The sequence below is a fragment of the Mesorhizobium sp. M0938 genome (assembly GCF_040319125.1).
In the GTDB taxonomy this organism is placed as follows: domain Bacteria; phylum Pseudomonadota; class Alphaproteobacteria; order Rhizobiales; family Rhizobiaceae; genus Mesorhizobium; species Mesorhizobium robiniae.
Window position 1 is genome coordinate 12,066 of record NZ_JAMYNS010000016.1, and the last position, 18,751, is coordinate 30,816.

14 protein-coding genes are annotated in these 18,751 nt (G+C 63.0%); 5 read left to right on the top strand and 9 right to left on the bottom strand.

Annotation, left to right across the window (positions count from 1 at the left end; translation table 11 throughout):
- Positions 1 to 12: 12 nt before the first annotated feature.
- A complete protein-coding gene (locus NKH73_RS24505) occupies positions 13 to 3,501 on the bottom strand; it encodes a hybrid sensor histidine kinase/response regulator (RefSeq protein WP_352936955.1) in 3,489 nt (1,162 codons plus the stop codon).
- A gap of 231 nt (positions 3,502 to 3,732) precedes the next feature.
- On the opposite strand from NKH73_RS24505, the gene mscL reads away from it, so the two are divergent.
- Both mscL and NKH73_RS24515 read left to right on the top strand, forming a co-directional pair.
- Positions 3,733 to 4,152 carry a large conductance mechanosensitive channel protein MscL gene (mscL, locus tag NKH73_RS24510; protein ID WP_352936956.1) on the top strand — a complete coding sequence of 140 codons (420 nt, stop codon included), beginning with the start codon at positions 3,733 to 3,735 and terminating at the stop codon, positions 4,150 to 4,152.
- Positions 4,153 to 4,261: 109 nt separating this feature from the next.
- Positions 4,262 to 5,428 (top strand): pyridoxal phosphate-dependent aminotransferase, encoded by a 1,167-nt coding sequence (locus NKH73_RS24515; RefSeq protein WP_352936957.1) that lies wholly within the window; start codon positions 4,262 to 4,264, stop codon positions 5,426 to 5,428.
- A 31-nt stretch (positions 5,429 to 5,459) separates the two neighbouring features.
- Here the strand turns inward: NKH73_RS24515 and hemA are convergent, their stop codons facing one another.
- A complete protein-coding gene (gene hemA, locus NKH73_RS24520; RefSeq protein ID WP_352936958.1) occupies positions 5,460 to 6,737 on the bottom strand; it encodes a 5-aminolevulinate synthase in 1,278 nt (425 codons plus the stop codon).
- Positions 6,738 to 7,019: 282 nt separating this feature from the next.
- Between hemA and galE the strand changes: the two genes are divergently transcribed.
- Positions 7,020 to 8,015 carry a UDP-glucose 4-epimerase GalE gene (gene galE / locus NKH73_RS24525; protein WP_352936959.1) on the top strand — a complete coding sequence of 332 codons (996 nt, stop codon included), beginning with the start codon at positions 7,020 to 7,022 and terminating at the stop codon, positions 8,013 to 8,015.
- A gap of 18 nt (positions 8,016 to 8,033) precedes the next feature.
- Positions 8,034 to 9,284, top strand: coding sequence for a D-amino acid dehydrogenase (locus NKH73_RS24530; protein ID WP_352936960.1), 1,251 nt, complete (start codon positions 8,034 to 8,036; stop codon positions 9,282 to 9,284).
- Between the two features lie 22 nt (positions 9,285 to 9,306).
- Here the strand turns inward: NKH73_RS24530 and NKH73_RS24535 are convergent, their stop codons facing one another.
- From NKH73_RS24535 to NKH73_RS24565, 7 genes are all read right to left on the bottom strand, one after another.
- Entirely contained in the window at positions 9,307 to 10,689 is a 1,383-nt protein-coding gene (locus NKH73_RS24535) for an FGGY-family carbohydrate kinase (RefSeq protein WP_352936961.1), read from the bottom strand.
- The gene (rhaM, locus tag NKH73_RS24540; RefSeq protein ID WP_352936962.1) at positions 10,686 to 11,003 is read right to left on the bottom strand and encodes an L-rhamnose mutarotase; all 318 of its coding nucleotides are present in this window, start codon (positions 11,001 to 11,003) and stop codon (positions 10,686 to 10,688) included. Before rhaM ends, NKH73_RS24535 begins: the two co-directional genes overlap by 4 nt.
- Positions 11,003 to 12,004, bottom strand: a complete 1,002-nt coding sequence (locus tag NKH73_RS24545; protein ID WP_352936963.1) for an ABC transporter permease — start codon at positions 12,002 to 12,004, stop codon at positions 11,003 to 11,005. Before NKH73_RS24545 ends, rhaM begins: the two co-directional genes overlap by 1 nt.
- On the bottom strand, positions 12,001 to 12,978 hold the full coding sequence (locus NKH73_RS24550) for an ABC transporter permease (RefSeq protein ID WP_352936964.1): 978 nt from the start codon (positions 12,976 to 12,978) through the stop codon (positions 12,001 to 12,003). The genes NKH73_RS24545 and NKH73_RS24550 overlap by 4 nt, the downstream gene beginning before the upstream one ends.
- Positions 12,975 to 14,516, bottom strand: a complete 1,542-nt coding sequence (locus NKH73_RS24555) for a sugar ABC transporter ATP-binding protein (RefSeq protein WP_352936965.1) — start codon at positions 14,514 to 14,516, stop codon at positions 12,975 to 12,977. Before NKH73_RS24555 ends, NKH73_RS24550 begins: the two co-directional genes overlap by 4 nt.
- A gap of 83 nt (positions 14,517 to 14,599) precedes the next feature.
- A complete protein-coding gene (rhaS, locus tag NKH73_RS24560; RefSeq protein WP_352936966.1) occupies positions 14,600 to 15,595 on the bottom strand; it encodes a rhamnose ABC transporter substrate-binding protein in 996 nt (331 codons plus the stop codon).
- 45 nt (positions 15,596 to 15,640) lie between these two features.
- Positions 15,641 to 16,450 (bottom strand): DeoR/GlpR family DNA-binding transcription regulator, encoded by an 810-nt coding sequence (locus tag NKH73_RS24565; protein WP_352936967.1) that lies wholly within the window; start codon positions 16,448 to 16,450, stop codon positions 15,641 to 15,643.
- 190 nt (positions 16,451 to 16,640) lie between these two features.
- Here NKH73_RS24565 and NKH73_RS24570 point away from each other — a divergent pair, with 190 nt between their 5' ends.
- Entirely contained in the window at positions 16,641 to 18,743 is a 2,103-nt protein-coding gene (locus NKH73_RS24570) for a bifunctional rhamnulose-1-phosphate aldolase/short-chain dehydrogenase (RefSeq protein ID WP_352936968.1), read from the top strand.
- Positions 18,744 to 18,751 lie beyond the last annotated feature (8 nt).

Below are 18,751 nucleotides of genomic sequence, written 5' to 3' on the forward strand. Positions count from 1 at the left end.
AGATCGACACCGTTACTCGGCCGCCGATGCCAGCGGCCTGACCCTGGCCATCATCGAGCGCAGCACCGCTGGTTTTAGCGGTTTGTTCATCACCGGCACGTCGAGCCTGCCGGCACTGGCGCGCACCTCGCTCGATCGGTCGGCGGTTACCAGCACGGCCGGCATGTCCTGGCCGTGTATCGCGCGCAGTTTAGCGATCACTTCGAGACCGGTCTCGCCGTCGAGATGGTAGTCGGCAAGCACGATGTCGGGGCGACGCATTCCGGACCCCTCGATAGTCTCCGAGCCCGAAAACGTCTCGACGCTGCAGCCCCAGCCTTCGAGCAATAGCCGCATGCCGTCGAGGATGCGGGCGTCGTTGTCGATGCAGAGCACGCGGAGCCCGGCAAGCGAAGCAGCAGTGCGGACCGGCACCTTCGCCGCGACCTCGCGCCGCGGCTCCTGCGCTGCCGCGACCGGCAGAATGACGGAAAAGCGCGTACCTTTGCCTGGATTCGAAAAGATCCGGATTTCCAGGCGCAAGACGCGAGCGATTCGGTCGACGATGGAGAGGCCGAGGCCGAGTCCTTCGGCCTCGCGCGCACCCTCGTCGAGCCGGGTGAATTCGCGGAAGACCGTGTTCAGCTTGTCGCCGGCAATGCCGATGCCGGTGTCGATCACCTGTATCTCGACCAGTTCGCCGCGCCGCCGCACCCCGACCAGGACGTGGCCGCGGCGCGTGTATTTGATGGCGTTGGACACGAGGTTCTGGATCAGGCGGCGTAGGAGATTGCGATCGGTCATCACGCTGAGCGACGACGGCATGATCGTCAGGCCGAGCTTCCTCTCGGAGGCGAGCGGCTGGAAGTCGTTGCCGATCTGCCGCAGCAACTCGCCCAGTCTGAAGACAGTGTCGTCCGGTTTCATCGCGCCGGCATCGAGACGAGAGATATCGAGCACCGCGCCGAGAATGGTCTCGACCGATTCCAGCGAGGATTCGATGTTGACCGCGGCCTTGCCGGCCGGGCCTTTGCCGGCCTTTTCGATCAGTGACGAGCAGTAGAGCCGTGCGGCGTTCAGGGGTTGCAGGATATCGTGGCCGGCGGCGGCGAGGAAGCGCGTCTTGCCGAGATTGGCCTCCTCTGCCAGCATCTGCGCCTGTGCCAGCTCCTCATTGACGCGGGTCAGTTCGACGGTGCGGTCCTTGACGCGCTGCTCGAGCGATTCATTGGCGCGCTTGAGCGCCAGATCCTGCTCGACGCGTCCGGAGATGTCGGCATAGGTGGCGACGATGCCACCGTCAGGCATCGGGTTGGAGCGTAATTCAAGGATGCGGCCGCTGGTCTTCAGCTCCATCTGCCAGGGGCTGACGAAACTGGTGAGGCGGTTGAGCATCGCCACCCGCTGGTCGGCCGGAATATCGCCACGCTCGGCAAGGTGGCGCAGGATGCGATCGAGCGAAACGCCGACCTGACCCATTTCATCGGGCAGATCGAACAGCGCCCGATACTGGCGGTTCCAGCAGATCAGCCGGAAGTCCCTGTCGAAGACGGTGATGCCCTGCTCCATCTGGTCGAGCGCGATCTGCAGCAGGTCGCGGTTGTGCTGCAGCGCCTCGGTGGCGTCGTCGAGCAGGCGGAAGGCATCCTTGGATTCGCGGTCGTTACGGCGCAGCAGCAGCGAAAGGATCAGCCGCGCCGAAGATGAGCCGACGGCACTCGCCAGAAGCTGCTCGGAGAAACGGATGACGTCCATGCTGGCCTGCTCGTTGCCGTGCAACGGAGCACCACTGCTCTCTTCGAACGTTTGAAAGGATCGCTCGGTACGTTCGACGCCTAGATAGCGCGCGATAGTGTCCTTGAGGTCATTGACGGTGACAGTGGTGCGGAAGCGGCGCAGGCTCGGCATCGGGCTCGCCTCGCGCGGCACGAAGATCGACGCCTGGATGCGTTCCAGCGGCACCGAAGCGCGCGACAGCGAGCCGAGCACGAAGAACAGCGTGTTGATCGACAGGCTCCACAAGACCCCGTGGTTCAGCGGCTCGGCGACGGTGCCGAACAGCGCTTGCGGCCGCAACGCTTCGAAACCGAACAGGCCGTGGACGACGATGCCGGTATCGGAGGCAGCCAGCGACGGCAGCAGCAGCGTGTAGCTCCAGACGACGATGCCGGCGACCATGCCCAGTGCGGCACCCCTGCCGTTGGCGCCGCGCCAGATCAACCCGCCGATCAATGCCGGCGCGAACTGCGCGATCGCGGCGAACGACATCAGGCCGATCGAGGAGAGCCGCGCGCTGTCGGTGCTCTCGCGATAGTAGAGGAAGGCAATGAACAGCATGATGAAGATCGCCGCCCGCCGCACGTTGAGGATCAGCGTCGACCAATCCTCGTTCTCGGAAGTCGTGGTCCTGAGCAGGCGGCGCACGAACAGCGGAATGACGAGGTCGTTGGAGATCATGATCGACAGCGCGACGCTTTCGACGATCACCATCGCGGTCGCCGCCGACAGGCCGCCGATGAACGCCGCCATGGCCAACAGATCGTGACCGCTGAGCAGCGGCAGCGACAGGACGTAGAGATCGCTGCTGGTTCTGGTGCCGACCAGCGCCAGGCCGGCAAGCGCAATCGGCAGCACGAAAAGGTTGATCGCCACCAGGTAGAGCGGAAACACCCATGTCGCGGTGCGCAGTTCGGCCTCGCTGCGGTTCTCGACGATGGTGACGTAGAACTGGCGCGGCAGCATGATGATGGCGAAACCGCTCAAACATGTCAGCACCAGCCAGGTGGCGAGCGATGTGCTGTAGCTCATCGCCTGCTGCACTTGCGTATTCTCGGCGAGCTTGTCGACCATATCGCCTGGGCCGCCGAAGATCAGGAAGGTTACCATCAGGCCGATCGCCAGGAAGGCGGCGAGCTTGACCACGGTTTCGACCGCCACCGCCAGCACCAGTCCGTCCTGGTGCTCGGTGGCATCGGCGTGGCGCGTGCCGAACAGCACCGCAAACAGCGCAAGCAGCATGGCGACGACGAGTGAGATGTCGCTGAGGAAGGGATCGAAAGAGGGCGGCGAGCCGGTATAATGCTCGACCATCAGGCTGACCGAGCCGGAAATCGCCTTCAACTGCAGCGCCATATAGGGCACCGCGCCGATCGTCGCGATCAGCGTGGCGATCGCCGCTACGGCAAAACTCTTGCCGTAGCGGGCACCGAGGAAATCGGCGATCGACGTGATCTTCTCGGTCTTGGCCAGCCTGACGATGCGCCGAAGCAACGGAAAGCCGAACACGAACACCAGCACCGGTCCGGTATAGATGCCGAGGAATTCAAGGCCGCGCTCGGAGGAAAGGCCGACCGAACCGAAGAAGGTCCATGAGGTACAGTAGATGGCCAGGCTGAGCGCATAGATAAAGGGGCGGGCCTTGCCAGGCCCGGATGGCACCGAGCGTCGGTCGCCGAGACTGGCGATGACGAACAGCAACGTCACATAGGCGATCGCGATGATGACGATGAACCAGCCCTGCACGGCCTGAAAATCCTCCCTTGCCGATTTTGCACCCGGCTTGCTGAGACGCAATCACAGCTTGGCGATCAAGTCCATCGCGGCTTTCGGCGCAGGATGGCAGCGGCTTCGACGATCCTGGCCGGTGGAAACCGTCTTTTGCGCATGTTGCAACCGGAGGTTTTTGCTATTGTGGCGTGGGCCGGACGAAGCGGGCAGAGGCGCCGGCACGGTCCGTCATGACAGGAGGGTCGAATGCTGAAAGAATTCCAGGAGTTCATTTCCCGGGGCAACGTGATGGACCTGGCCGTCGGCGTCATTATCGGCGCCGCCTTCGGCAGAATCGTCGATTCGCTGGTCAACGACATCATCATGCCCATCGTGGGCGCGATTTTGGGCGGACTGGACTTCAACAATTACTTCTTCGCACTGTCCTCTGCCGTCAACGCGACCTCGCTGGCCGAAGCCAAGAAGCAGGGCGCCGTTTTCGCTTATGGCAGCTTTATCACCGTGGTGCTGAACTTCATCATTCTCGCCTTCATCATCTTCTTGATGGTCAAGGCGGTGAATAATCTCCGCAGGCGGCTAGAACAGCAGAAGTCCGCCACCCCTACGGCTCCGCCGGCCGATGTCGCGCTGCTCACCGAAATTCGCGATCTCCTCGCCAGGAAATAATCCGAAGGCAGTTCGCTGGACAAAAACCCCGGTCGTTTTCGGCCGGGTTTTTCTGTTTTCGCCTGCCGCAAAACACGCTAGCAGTCCGGAAGACGAAAACGGATCTATCATGACCTTGATCGAGAATTTGCGCGCCGAGGCTCGGGCCGCGCCGGAAAGCGGCATTGTCGCCGTCATGAACCGCGGTCGCGACCGCGACGGCATGATCCCGCTCTGGGCCGGCGAGGGCGACCTGCCGACGCCCGCCTTCATCACCGATGCCGCTGCCCGGGCGCTGGCCGGCGGCGAGACCTTCTATACCTGGCAGAGAGGCATCCCCGAACTGAGGCAGGCGCTCGCCCGCTATTACGTCCGGCATTTCGGCAAGAGCTTCGCCGAGGAAGAATTCATCGTCACCGGTTCGGGCATGCATGCCATCCAGCTGGCGCTCGACGCCGTCGCCGGCACCGGCGACGAGGTCGTCTATCTGTCGCCGGCCTGGCCGAACTTTGCCGCTGCCGCCAGCCTGGCGGGCGCCGTCCCGGTCGCGGTCACGCTCGACCAGTCCGGCAATGGCTGGTCCTGCGACGTCGGCAAGATCGAGGCGGCGATCACGCCAAGGACAAAGGCGCTGTTCGTCAACACGCCGTCCAACCCGACCGGCTGGACTGCCGACAGGGAGACGCTGCAGACGATCCTCGACCTTGCCCGCGAAAGGGGCCTGTGGATCATCGCCGACGAAATCTATTCGCTGTTCCACTACGGCGACACTCGCGCGCCGTCCTTCATCGACATCATGACCGACGAGGATCGTATCCTGTTCGTCAACAGTTTTTCCAAGAACTGGGCGATGACCGGCTGGCGCGTCGGCTGGATCAAGATCCATCCTTCACTGCAGCAGGTGTTCGAGAATCTGGTCCAGTATTCGACCTCAGGCGTCGCCCAGTTCATGCAGCGCGGCGCCGTTGTCGCGCTCGATGAGGGCGATGCCTTCATCGCTGAGCAGGTGGAGCGGGCAAGGGCTGCGCGTGACCTGGTCTGCGGCATCCTGGCTGCAACCGGCAGGGCGCGCTTCACCGTGCCGCAAGGCGCGTTCTATCTGTTCTTCGCGGTCGACGGCATCACCGATTCACGCGCCGCCGCCTTCGACATGGTCGACCGCGCCAATGTCGGTCTGGCGCCCGGAACCGCATTCGGCCCCGGCGGCGAAGCCTTCCTAAGGCTGTGCTTCCACCGCCGCCTCGACCAGCTCGAAGAAGCGGCGCACCGGCTGGCGAAGTGGATGAAGACTGTTTGAGTTGCCTGGAACCCGAGTTGAAACTCGGGCTTCAGCCGCCAGACTTCGGCACCAGCAACGGAATGACGCGGTCGCTCTCGGCTACTGAAGGCCCGCCCGCCGAGCCGTAAGGAATGCCCAAAGCATCCCAGGTCTCGACCAGCGCGTCCTGAAGTTGCGCGATCAACTGATCCGAATGGAACGGCGTCGGCGTGATGCGCAGCCGCTCCGTGCCGCGCGGCACGGTCGGGTAGTTGATCGGCTGGATGTAGATGCCATGGACGCCGAGCAGGCGGTCGCTGGCCATCTTGCAGAGCTCGGGGTCGCCGACCAGAAGCGGCACGATATGGGTGGCGGACTCCATCACCGGCAGGCCGGCGGCACCAAGTATCTCCTTGGTCCGTATCGCTTGGCGCTGCTGCGCGTCGCGCTCGGCCTGCGAGCGCTTCAGATGGCGGATCGACGTGGTCGCCGCGGCGGCGATGGCCGGCGGCAGCGCCGTGGTGAAAATGAAGCCCGGCGCATAAGATCGCACGGCGTCGATCACGGCACTTGTGCCGGTGATATAGCCGCCGAGCGTGCCGAATGCCTTGGCCAGCGTGCCTTCGATGATGTCGATACGGTCGGCCAGCCCTTCGCGCTCGGTGATGCCGCCGCCGCGCGGTCCGTACATGCCAACGGCATGGACCTCGTCGATATAGGTCATGGCATTATAGCGCTCGGCGAGATCGACGATCTGCTTGATCGGCGCGATGTCGCCATCCATCGAATAGACGCTCTCGAAGACGATCAGTTTGGCGCGCTCACGGCCCGCCGCCTGCAGCAGGCTTTCGAGATGCGCAACGTCGTTGTGGCGAAAGATCTTCTTCTCGGCGCCCGAGCGGCGCACGCCCTCGATCATCGAGGCGTGGTTGAGTTCGTCCGAGACGATCAGGCAATTGGGCAGGAGCCGCGCAATGGTCGAGATCGAGGCTTCGTTGGAGACGAAACCGGAGGTGAAGACCAGTGCGGCTTCCTTGTCGTGCAGGTCGGCCAGTTCCAGTTCAAGCTCGACCAGCGGGTTGCTGGTGCCGGAGATGTTGCGGGTGCCGCCGGCGCCAGATCCCATCTTGCCGGCAGCGTTCTGCATTGCGGTGATGACATCTGGATGCTGGCCCATGCCGAGATAGTCGTTGGAGCACCAGACGGTGATTTCCTGGGCGCGGCCGTTGGCTCGCCAGATGGCACGAGGAAATTTTCCCACGATGCGCTCGAGGTCGGCGAAGATGCGGTAGCGACGCTCTGCATGGAGTTGGTCGATCGCATCTTCGAAGAACCGCTGGTAGTTCATATCGGCTTCCCAATTTTTGCGAGGGATCATAATCATTGCCCTATTCGACGTCCACCTGCCCTTTTTGGTCAAAATGCCACGCCCAAAGCCTGTTCCTAACGAGCACGGATCATGGCCTATTCCCTTGATGTGCATGAATTTTGTTTCAAAACGATGCCACGCGCCGATGAGACCGGTTACCGCCGATACTGATGGGCATGTACTAATGGCCTAGCGGCAGTCTTTCCAGTAAGGCGGGTGTTGAGACAGTTCCCGACAAATCTTGAGCAGCGAGGACATGGGATGACGGTTTTGGTGACAGGCGGTGCCGGCTATATCGGCAGCCATATGGTCTGGGAGCTGCTGGACGCGGGCGAGAGCGTCGTCGTCCTCGACCGGCTTTCTACCGGTTTCGAATGGGCGGTGGCGCCAGAAGCAAAGCTCGTCGTCGGCGATGTCGCTGACAAGGAGCTGGTCGGTTCGATCATCCGCGACAACAAGGTCGACGCGATCATCCATTTCGCCGGCTCCATCGTGGTTCCTGAATCGGTTGCCGACCCGCTCGGCTATTACGAGAACAACACTTGCAAGACGCGGACGCTGATCGAGACCGCGGTGCGCGAAGGCGTGCCCAATTTCATCTTTTCCTCGACCGCCGCCGTCTATGGTGGCGCCGGGCTGGAACCGGTGCGCGAGGATGCCCGCCTTGCACCGGAATCGCCCTACGGCCTGTCCAAGCTGATGAGCGAATGGATGCTGCGCGACGCCGCAATTGCCTACGGCTTGCGCTATACGGCGCTGCGCTATTTCAACGTTGCCGGCGCAGATCCGAAGGGCCGCACCGGCCAGTCGACGCCGGGCGCCACGCATCTGATCAAGGTCGCCGCCGAGACGGCGCTCGGCAAGCGTCCCTTCATGCAGGTGTTCGGCACCGACTATCCGACACCCGACGGCACCTGCATGCGCGACTATATCCATGTCAGCGATCTGGCGGCAGCGCATCGGCTGGCGCTCGAGCGGCTGCGCGCCGGCGGGATCAGCCTCGTCGCCAATTGCGGCTACAGCCACGGCTATTCGGTGCTCGAGGTGATCGACAGCGTTCGCCGCGTCTTTGGTTATGATTTCGAGGTCCGGATGGGCGAGCGTCGTCCGGGCGACGCCGCAGCTGTGGTTGCCAATTCGGAGCTGGCGCGCCGCGAACTCGGCTGGACCCCGCAGCGCGACGACCTCGACCAGATTGTCGCCGACGCGCTCGCCTGGGAGCGCATCCTGACCGGCAAGAATTCGGCGCGGAGCTGAGATCGTTTCGGGGGCGGCATGAAGGTATTGGTCCTTGGCGCTGGCGTCGTCGGCACGGCCGCTGCCTATTATCTGGCCAGCGACGGCCACGAGGTGACCGTGATCGAGCGCCATCCGGCAGCGGCGCGCGGCACCAGCCAATCGAATGCCGGGCTGGTGTCGCCAGGCGACGCCACCGCCTGGGCCTCGCCCGCCGCGCTGAAAACATTCCTGCGCGGCCTCTACAACCACGATCTCGGCATCAAGGTGCGGCTGCGCTTCGATCCCTATTTTCTCGCCTGGAGCCTGCGCTTCCTCAGGCAGTGCACGCAGGCACGGCTGCGCGCAAACAGCCAGGTCAAGCTCCGCCTGGCGCTTTATTCGCGCGACTGCATCAACGCCATCTCCGCCGACACCGGCATCCACTATGATGAGCGCAAGAAGGGCATCCTCTATTTCTTCCGCTCGCAGCAGAGTTTTGATAGCGGCACCGACAATTACCGCTATCTCGCCGAACACGGCCTGCCGATCGAGATCGTCGGCCGCGACCGGCTGGTCGAGCTCGAGCCCGGCCTTGCCGAGGCCAAAGACAAAATAGCCGGCGGCGTTTATTCGCCGATCGACCAGACCGGCGACTCCAGCCAATTCACCCAAAACCTCGCTGCCTATGCGGCCGAGAAACTCGGCGTCCAATTCCTCTACGGCACATCAGTCGAAGGCCTCGACATCGAAGGCGATCGGGTGCGCGCGGTGATGACCTCGGTCGGCCCGGTCGCCGGCGACGCAATGGTCATATCGATGGGACCGGAAAGCGGCCTGCTTGGCCGCCGCTACGGCATCGACCTACCGGTCTATCCAGTGAAGGGCTACACCGCGACGATCCCGCTGGAGGACGAGAGCAAGGGGCCGACCATGGGCGGCGCCGACGAGGACCAGCTCATCGCCTATTCCCGGCTCGGCAACCGGCTGCGGCTCGCCTCGACCGCCGAGTTCGCCGGCTTCGACCGCAGTCACAAGCCGAGCGATTTCGCGGCCATGTTCAGGACCGGCAAGGAGCTTTTCCCGGGCGCCTTCGACGAGAAGAAGGCCGAACTTTGGGCCGGTCTGCGGCCAATGATGCCGAACTCGGTGCCGGTCATCGGCCGGGCCCGCTACAGCAATCTCTATCTCGACACCGGTCATGGCCATGTCGGCTGGACCATGGCCTGCGGCTCGGGAAAATTCCTCGCCGATCTGGTCGCCGGCCGCAAGCCGGAGATCGACCCGCAAGGGTTGGTCTACAAGGGCTAATGAGCGCGGCGCCCTGTCAGCATCATGTCTGTTTTCGGCCCTGCGCGTCGACCGCCGCATGCCACGAGCGTGCATAGTTCGCCCAGGCTGGATCGGCCGGCGGTTCGATCCGTTCGCCCGTGCCTTGGACCATTCTTTGGTCCGCCGCCAGCAAGGCTGCGCCGATGCTGGTTCCGGTTGCTGCCTCGGACGCGATGACGGGGCGCCCTGTCGCTGCAGCGAGCATGCGCGTGAAAAGCCGGTTGCGGGCGAATGGGCCTTCGACGATAGCAGGGCCGTCGGCGCCGATCAGATCGAGGCAGGTCGCGGTCATCAGCGCCAGATAGAAAGAGACGGCGGCAAAGCGCTGGCCGTTGTTGATGCAGTCGGTGTTGACCCATGTAGCAACGTGGTGCGGAAACGGCCCCGAGCCCCGTTGCGTGGCCGGCAGCAGCAGGGCCGCTCTGGCGAACACCGCCTGGACATCCTCGTCGGTCCAGCCTTCCGATTGGCCTTCCGTCAGCAGCGAAAACTCACGGCCTCCCATGAAACGCGCCGAGGGCACGGGATCGCCGAGCGCATTGACGTTGACCAATGTGTCGCGTGCCGGGTCGAGCGCGATCTTGTTGCCGCCGACCGCCATCGACACCACCCAGGTGCCGGTTGAGACGACCGAGAAAGGCGGTTTGTCGGACAGAAGATGCGGCAGCAGCGAAGCGTTGGAATCGTGCAGACCGCAGAATACCGGTGTCTGCGGATCGAGCCCGGTTAGCTTGGCAAGGGCGGGCAGGATCGGGCCGAGGCGGTGCTTCGCCGGCCGCACCGGTGCCATCAGCCGGCGCCATTCCATCCGGTCGACCAGCGATGAAAAATCCGCTCTCCAGGGGTTCCACAGATCGGTGTGGCAGCCGAGCGAGGTCACCTCGTTGGCAGCGACGCCGGTCAGCCGCAGCGTCCAGTATTGCGGGTACATCAGGATCGCGGCGGCCTTGGCGAACTCCGCTGGGAAACTCTTCTGCTGCCAGAAGAACTGCGCGCCGAGATTGAGGCCGAGCGGCAAGCGCGGCGTGCCCGTCTCAGCGAAGGCCGGACGGATCGCGTCATAGTCCTTGGCGAGGGCGTCGGGTCCGGCGAATTCATAGTCGAGCACCGGCAGCGCCAGCTCACCGGCAGCGTCCACCAGCACGCCTGTCGCGCCATGGGTGGTGATCGATATCGCGTCGATGCGCTGCTCGCGATTGATCCCGGCGAAGCTGTCGAGGATGAACGACCACAGAAGCTCGACATCGTGGTGCGGGTAGAGGCCGTCAGCGACGGGCGCGTTCGCCATGCGACGCAGCGCGACTTCGCGCATATCGGCAAGATCGACCAGCGCCACCTTGGCATTGGTCTTGCCGATATCGATAACGGCGACGTGACGGGTCATTCCATATGGAACATTGTTTCCAGCGGCACTGCCACCGGCTCGTTGTTTGGCTTGGTTTCCATGATGTTGGCCATCTCGGCCCACCAGCGCTGCATCACCGGGTGCTTCGGCAATTCGTCCGTGCCGTGGCCGTCGCCCCGCCACAACACGCCGAACAAAATGTTCGTCTCTTCATCGAGATGGATCGAATAATCGGAAACGCCGGCCTGTTTGAGCAGTGCCACCAGCGACGGCCAGATGTCATCGTGTCGCCTTTTGTATTCGGCCTTCATGCCGGGATTGAGCTTCATCTTGAATGCGTATTTCTCGGCCATCAGGTGAAGCGCTCCCGCCGCACTCTTCGCCAGACGATAGGCAACGCGATGACGATGATCAGCAGCAGGCCGATGAAGATCGACATGACGATGCCGGGCACGTTGAGCAGGCCGAGGCCGAAGGTGACCAGCCCCATGATGAAGGCGGCCAGCACCACGCCCACTATGCTGCCGGCGCCGCCCAGGATGCTGACGCCGCCAAGCACCACCATGGTGATGACTTCCAATTCGTAACCTTGCGCGATCGACGGCCGGGTCGAGCCGAGGCGCGAGGTGATCAGCACCGAAGCGATGCCCGCCATCAGGCCGGTCAGGCAGAACAGGATGAACTTGATGCGGCCGACGCGCACGCCGGAAAACTGTGCCGCAACCGGGTTGTTGCCGATGGCGAAGACGCGGCGGCCGAAGCTCGTCCGGTGCAGCACGAACCAGTAGATGACAGCCGCGACGAGGAAGAGCGTCAGTTCGAACGACACCACCCACCAGACATAGCCCTGACCGAAGAAGGCGAAGCTCGGGGGATAGCCTTTGTAGGCCTGGTCGCCGAGAACGATGAAGGCGATGCCGCGAAACAGGCTCATCGTGCCGATGGTGACGACGATCGACGGCAGGCCGAGCTTGGTGACGAGCAGCCCGTTGAAGGCGCCGCAGCCGAGCCCGACCAGGATACCGATCGCCACCAGCACCGGCGTGCCGGCGCCGGCCTGCACCGCCATGCCCATCATCGTCGAAGCGAGTGCAATGATGGCGGCGACCGAGAGGTCGATCTCACCGGAAATGATCAGCAGCGCCATGGCGAGCGCGATCAGCGCCTTTTCGGTGAAGTTGAAGGTCAGGTCCGACAGCGACCACGCGTCGAGGAAATAGGGCGAGGCGAAGCTGTTGACGGCGAAGATGGCGACTGCCACCGCCACCAGCAGCGCCTCCCATGAGAAGATCGCCGAAGTGAATGGCTTATCGAGCCGGTCGGGAATGTGGCGTGGGGCAGGGGTGTCGGTCATGCCGCTTCCGCCTTTTTGAGGATGATGCGGCCTTGCCGGCGTTCGCCGCGCGCGTTGAGCACCACGGCGAGGATGATGGCGCTGCCCGAAATCGCCATCTGCCAGAACGGCGAGATGTTGATGACCGGCAACGCGTTAGAGATGATGCCGAGGAACAGCGCGCCGAGCACCGCACCGCCGACCGAGCCGATGCCGCCGGCGATCGAGATGCCGCCGATGACGCAGGCGGCGATGATGTTGAGCTCGTAGCCGTTGGCGACCTCGACCGAGGCGATGACGTAGCGCGAAATCCAGAGATAACCGCAGAGACCGCCGATCATCCCCGAGATGCAGAAGACGACGAACTTGGTTCGGCCGACATCGATGCCGGCGTAGACCGATGCGGTCGGGTTGACGCCGATGGCGTAGATCGAGCGGCCGAGCGCGGTGCGCGTCATCAAGAGGAAGAACAGGGCAATGACCAGTATGGCGATCCACGACAGGACGGGAATGCCGAAGAAAGCAGCGCGCTGCAGACCGATAAAATCAGGGCTCATCTGATCGGCATTGACCCAGGCGCCGCCTGAAATGACGAAGGTGGCGCCGCGGTAAATGGTGAGCGTGCCGAGCGTCACCACGATCGAGGGAATGTTCAGCCGCCACACCAGCAGGCCGTTGATCGCGCCGAGCAACAGGCCGACCAAAAGTGCGATGACGATCAGCAGCGGGATCGGGATCGCCGGATGGGCGGCGTTCAGCATCGCCACCACCATGCCGGTGAAGCAGAGGTTGGACGCCATCGACAGGTCGATCGAGCGGGTCAGGATCACCACCATCTGTCCTAGCGCGAGGATCATCAGGATCGAGGTGTCGTTGAACACCTGGCGCAGATTTCCGAAGGCGGCAAAGCCCGGAAAGCGCATCGAGATCAGTCCGATCAGCACGACGATGGCCGCGAGCAGCCAGACTTCGCGATATTTGAGAAAGGCCTTCATGCCGCGATCCCCGCTGCCGTCTTGACCAGCGTTTCCGCGTCGAGCCCTTTATTGTCATAGACCAAGGCGATACGGCCCTCGCGCATGACGACGACGCGGTCGGACATGCCGAGGATTTCGGGCAGTTCGGACGACACCATGATCACCGACAGGCCTTGCGCGACGAGCTCGGCCATGAAGCCGTGCACGGCGGCTTTCGAGCCGATATCGATGCCTTTGGTGGGCTCGTCGAGGATGATCACCTTGGGCGCAGTCGCCAGCCATTTGGCGATGACGATCTTCTGCTGGTTGCCGCCCGAAAGCGTGCCGACGTCCTGGCTGAGCGAAGAGGCGCGCAAATCGAGCCGCTCGGTGTAGGAACGGGCCAGCGCGAACTCCTCCGCCAGCCGCAGCATGCCCGATTTGGATGTGCGCTTGAGTGAGGGCAGCGAGATATTCTGGAAGATCGGCAGGCCGATCACCACGCCCTGCTTGCCGCGTTCTTCCGGCACATAGACGATGCCGGCGTCGATCGAATCCGCCGCCGATTTCGGCGCGATCGCTTTTCCCTCGAGCGTGATCGTGCCGCTGCTGGTGCGGGTGATGCCTGATATTGCCTGCATCACTTCGCTGCGGCCAGCACCGACAAGGCCGTAGAAGCCGAGGATTTCGCCCTTGTGCAGCTCGAAGCCGATGTCGTCGAACTCGGTTGGATGCGACAGGCCGGACACAGTGAGCACCGGCGCGCCGATCTCGGCCTTGCGCTGCGGAAAGATATGGTCGACGGCGCGGCCGACCATCATGCGTACGATCTGGCTCTGGCCGGCATCCTTGATCAGGCCTTCACCGACCATCTCGCCGTCGCGGAACACCGTATAGCGGTCGGCGATGCGGTAGATCTCGTCGAACTTGTGGCTGATGAACAGGATCGCCTTGCCTTCGCTCTTCAGGAATTCGATCAGCAAGAACAGCTCTTCGATCTCCTTTAGCGAAAGCGCTGCGGTCGGTTCGTCCATGATGACGATCTGCGCATCGATCGACATGGCGCGGGCGACGGCGACGAGATGCTTGTTGGCGATGCCGAGGTCCTTCAGCCGCGCATCGGCGTCGATGTGCCCGGCACGCATCGTATCCAGCACCTCACGAGCGTTTTTGCGCATGGTGCGCCAGTCGATCGTGCCGAAGCGCGTGCGCGGCGCATGGCCGAGAAAGATGTTCTCGGCAACCGTGAGGTCGTCGAACAGCACGGTTTCCTGGTGGATGGCGGTGATGCCGTGCCCGAAGGCGGCATGGGCGCTGGGCAAGGTGACGGCCTGGCCGTCGATGCTGATCGTGCCCGAATCGGGCTGGTAGATACCGGTCATGATCTTGACCAGCGTCGACTTGCCGGCGCCGTTTTCGCCGATCAGCGCGGTCACCTGGCCGGGATAGAGCGACAGGCCGACATCATGCAGCGCGCGCACGCCGGGGAAACTCTTCGAAATGCCGGCCAAGGTCAGGCGCGGAGCCAGGGCCACAGGCTGCTCGGTCTTCGGGTTGAGTTGGGCTGTCGTGTCCATAGTCGTATCAAGCCCTGAAGCAAGGTGCGTTTGAAAGCGCGGCGGGAGCTCTGTCCCGCCGCGCAAGGTTGAAGGCTCCAGGATCAATAGATCTTGGAGAACTCTTCGATGTTCGACTTGTCGAACTTGAAGGGCGGAGCCATCGCGGCCGAGTTGGTGTCGTCGAGCGTAACCTTGCCGACGCGGCCGATCGACAGCGTAGCACCCGGCTTGGCTTCTTCCTTCTTCACCGCCAGGTCATGGGCGAGGTAGACTGCCGAATAACCGAGATCGATCGGATTCCACAGCGCAACCGCCTGGCTGGCGCCGTTGTCGATGAACTTCTTGAACTCCGACGGCAGCGCCAGGCCGGTGACGTTGACCTTGCCGATCAGGTTCTCGTCGGTCACCACCTGGGCGGCGGCCACGACGCCGACCGTGGTCGGGGCGATGATCGCCTTGAGGTTCGGATAGGATTTCAGCAAGCCCTTGGCCTCGTCCGTGCTCTTGGCCGAGTCGTCGTCGCCATAGACGGTGGCGACGAGGTTGATCTTGGGGAATTTCTCCGGCAGCACCTTCTTGGCCGCGTCGATCCAGGCGTTCTGGTTGGTCGCGGTGGACGAAGCCGACAAGATGGCGACATCGCCGCCTTCCGGCAGGTAATCGGCGGCAAGCTTGATGATGGTCTCGCCGATCAGGTTGGTGTCGGACGGGTTCAGGTGAAGCTGGCGGCCTTCCGGGGCGACGCCCGAATCCCACGAGATGACGGTGATGCCGCGATCCATCGCCTTCTTCAGCGCTGGAACCAGCGCGTCGGCGTCATTGGCCGAAATCGCGATGGCGTTGACCTTCTGGGCGATCAGCGAATTGATCACTTCGATCTGCGCTTCGGCGGTCGCCTTGGTCGGGCCGGTGTAGATGATGTCGACGCCGCCGAGTTCCTTGGCCGCCTCTTCGGCGCCCTTGTTGGCGGCATCGAAGAAGCCGTTGCCGAGCGACTTCACCACCAGGGCGATCTTGACGTTCTCGGCATAGGCGGCATTCACGAACATGGCGGCGGAGATCGCCGCCGTAACCATCAATTTCTTCAGAAAGCTCATCGAATATCCTCCCTTGAGCGTTGCATTCCATCGCCGCTGCGAGCCTCAGGCCTGCAGCGAAGATTCTTCCTTATTGCTTAGCGCTGTGCGGGCGACGATCAGGGCCACACCAGCGGCTTCCAGCATCTTGGCCTCGCGATCTTCGATGCCGTCGTCGGTGATGACGGTGGCGATGCGCGATAGGCCGCACAGGATCAGGCTCGAGCGTTTGCGGAACTTCGACGAATCGATCAGCACCACCAGCTCGTCGGCCTGATCGATTAGTTTCTGCTCGGCCTGGATCAGCAGCGGATCGCCTTCCATCAGGCCCAACGGCCCGAGCCCTTGCGCGCCCATGAACATGCGGCGGGCATAGAAATTGCGCGTCACGTCATTGTCGAAGGGCGACAGGATGATGTTCTGCTCGCGGTAGATGGTGCCACCCGACAGCATCACCGTGTTCTTGGAATGCTTGAGCAGGTGCTCGGCGATCGGGAAGGAATTGGTGAAGATCGGCATGCGGCGGCCGATCAGGAAATGCACCATCTGGAAGGTGGTGGTGCCGCCATTGATGATGATCGGCTCGCCGTCCTTGCAGAGTTCCACCGCTTCCCGCGCGATCGCCCGCTTCTGCGAAGCGTTGATCGTCTCGTTGACCGAAAAGGGCCGGCCGGCAAGGCCGATGAACTGCGGCGGGGTGATCGCCTCGGCGCCGCCACGCACGCGGCGCAGGCGCTTTTGTACGTGCAATGCGGCGATGTCGCGCCGGATCGTCGCCTCGGACGAGTCCGTCAGGTCGACCATTTCCTGCACCGTCACCACAGGCTTTTCCTGGACGGCGGACAGAATGATCCTGTGGCGCTCTTTTTCGTGCATGGTTCCTCCCTGCCTCAGCATCTAGGCACCCAAAACGCGCAGTGTCAATCATTTCCGATCAGATAAATTCATTGTGCAGCGCAGTATGATTGATATTGATCGTTTGTGATTGACAACGCCGCCGCTTGCGTAGAAGTTCGGACCAAAGGGACCGCGCCGTTTGCGCGTCTCGCGTCACGGGAGGATACCTATGCTCGACAAGCGCTTCGGCACGCGCCTCGCCAATCTTTGGGATGAGGCGAAAGCCCAGGCAATGAGCGAGCCGGAACGTCTCGTCTATCGCTCGAATGTTCTTGGCTCCGACAAGCGCGTCACCAACTATGGCGGCGGCAACACCTCTTCCAAGATCTGGCAAAAGGATCCGCTCACCGGCGAAAGCGTGGAGGTGCTGTGGGTCAAGGGCTCGGGCGGCGACAGCGCCTCGATCAAGCTGGACGGTTTCGCCACGCTCTACATGGACAAGCTCAGGGCGCTGAAGGGCCTTTATCGCGGCCTCGAGCATGAGGACGAAATGGTCGGCTATCTGCCCCATTGTACGTTCAGTCTTAACCCACGCGCGGCCTCGATCGACACGCCGCTGCACGCCTTTGTGCCGAAGCCCCATGTCGACCACATGCATCCGGACGCCATCATCGCCATTGCCGCCGCCAAGGATTCGAAGGCGCTGACCAAAGAGATCTTCGGCGACGCGATCGGCTGGCTGCCATGGAAGCGTCCGGGCTTCGAGCTTGGCCTGTGGCTGGAAAAATTCTGCCTCGAGAACCCTGAGGCCAAGGGTGTTGTGCTGGCAAGCCATGGCCTGTTCACCTGGGGCGACACCCCTCGGGAATGTTACGAGACGACGATCGCGGTGATCAACCAGGCGATCGAGTGGTTCGAGCGTCGGTCCGAAGGTTTGCCGATCTTCGGCGGCGAGGTGGTCAAATCGCTCGATGCACCGGCGCGTCGTGCCGTGGCGGCAAAACTGATGCCGAGGATTCGCGGCCTGATCTCGGAGAAGAGTCACAAGCTTGGCCATTTCGACGATTCGCCCGCCGTGCTCGAATTCGTCAATTCGAAGGATTTGCGTCCGCTGGCAGCGCTCGGCACGTCCTGCCCGGACCATTTCCTGCGCACCAAGATCCGGCCGCTGGTCATCGAGTTCGATCCCGCCAATCCCGATGTCGATGCCGTCATCGCCCGTCTCGCCGACGACGTGGCGGAGTATCGCGTTGGCTATCAGGCCTATTATGACAGGTGCAAGCATGCGGATTCGCCACCCGTTCGTGATCCGAACGCCGTGGTCTATCTGATGCCGGGCGTCGGCATGTTCACCTTCGCCGGCGACAAGGCGACGGCGCGCATATCGGGCGAATTTTATGTCAACGCCATCAACGTCATGCGCGGCGCCTCGACGGTGTCGACCTATGTCGGCCTGCCCGAGCAGGAAGCTTTCGACATCGAGTACTGGCTTCTCGAAGAGGCAAAGCTGCAGCGGCTGCCGAAGCCGAAGGCTCTTGCCGGCCAGATCGTGCTGGTCACCGGCGGCGCCGGCGGCATTGGCCGCGCTACCGCCAAAAGGCTGCTGCGCGAAGGCGCCTGCGTCGTGCTGGCCGATATCGACGAGGCCGCACTTGCCAGCGCCAATGACGAGTTGGCCCAGGCTTATGGCAAGGATTTCGTGCGGCCGCTGGTCATCAATGTCACCGCTGAAGACCAGGTGATCTCCGGCTTCGCCGAAACGGCGGTCGAGTTCGGCGGCATCGATATTCTGGTGTCGAATGCCGGCCTGGCAACCTCGGCGCCAATCGAGGAGACGACGCTGGCGCTGTGGAACAAGAACATGGACATCCTGTCGACCGGCTATTTCCTCGTTTCGCGGGAAGCTTTCCGGCTGTTCCGCGCGCAGAAGATCGGCGGCAACGTCGTCTTCGTCGCCTCCAAGAACGGGCTTGCAGCCTCCCCCAACGCCGCCGCCTATTGCACGGCCAAGGCCGCAGAAATCCATCTGGCGCGCTGCCTGGCGCTGGAGGGGGCGGAAGCCCAGATCAGGGTCAATGTCGTCAATCCTGACGCCGTGTTGCGCGGCTCGAAGATCTGGACCGGTGAGTGGAAGGAACAGCGCGCCGCCGCCTACAAGATGTCGACTGACGACCTGGAGGAGCATTATCGCTCGCGCTCGATGCTGAAGCGTTCGGTGTTCCCCGAAGACATCGCCGAGGCGATCTATTTCTTCGCCTCCGACATGTCGGCCAAGTCGACCGGCAACATCGTCAATGTCGATGCCGGCAACGCCCAGAGTTTTACGCGATAAGCTTTCCT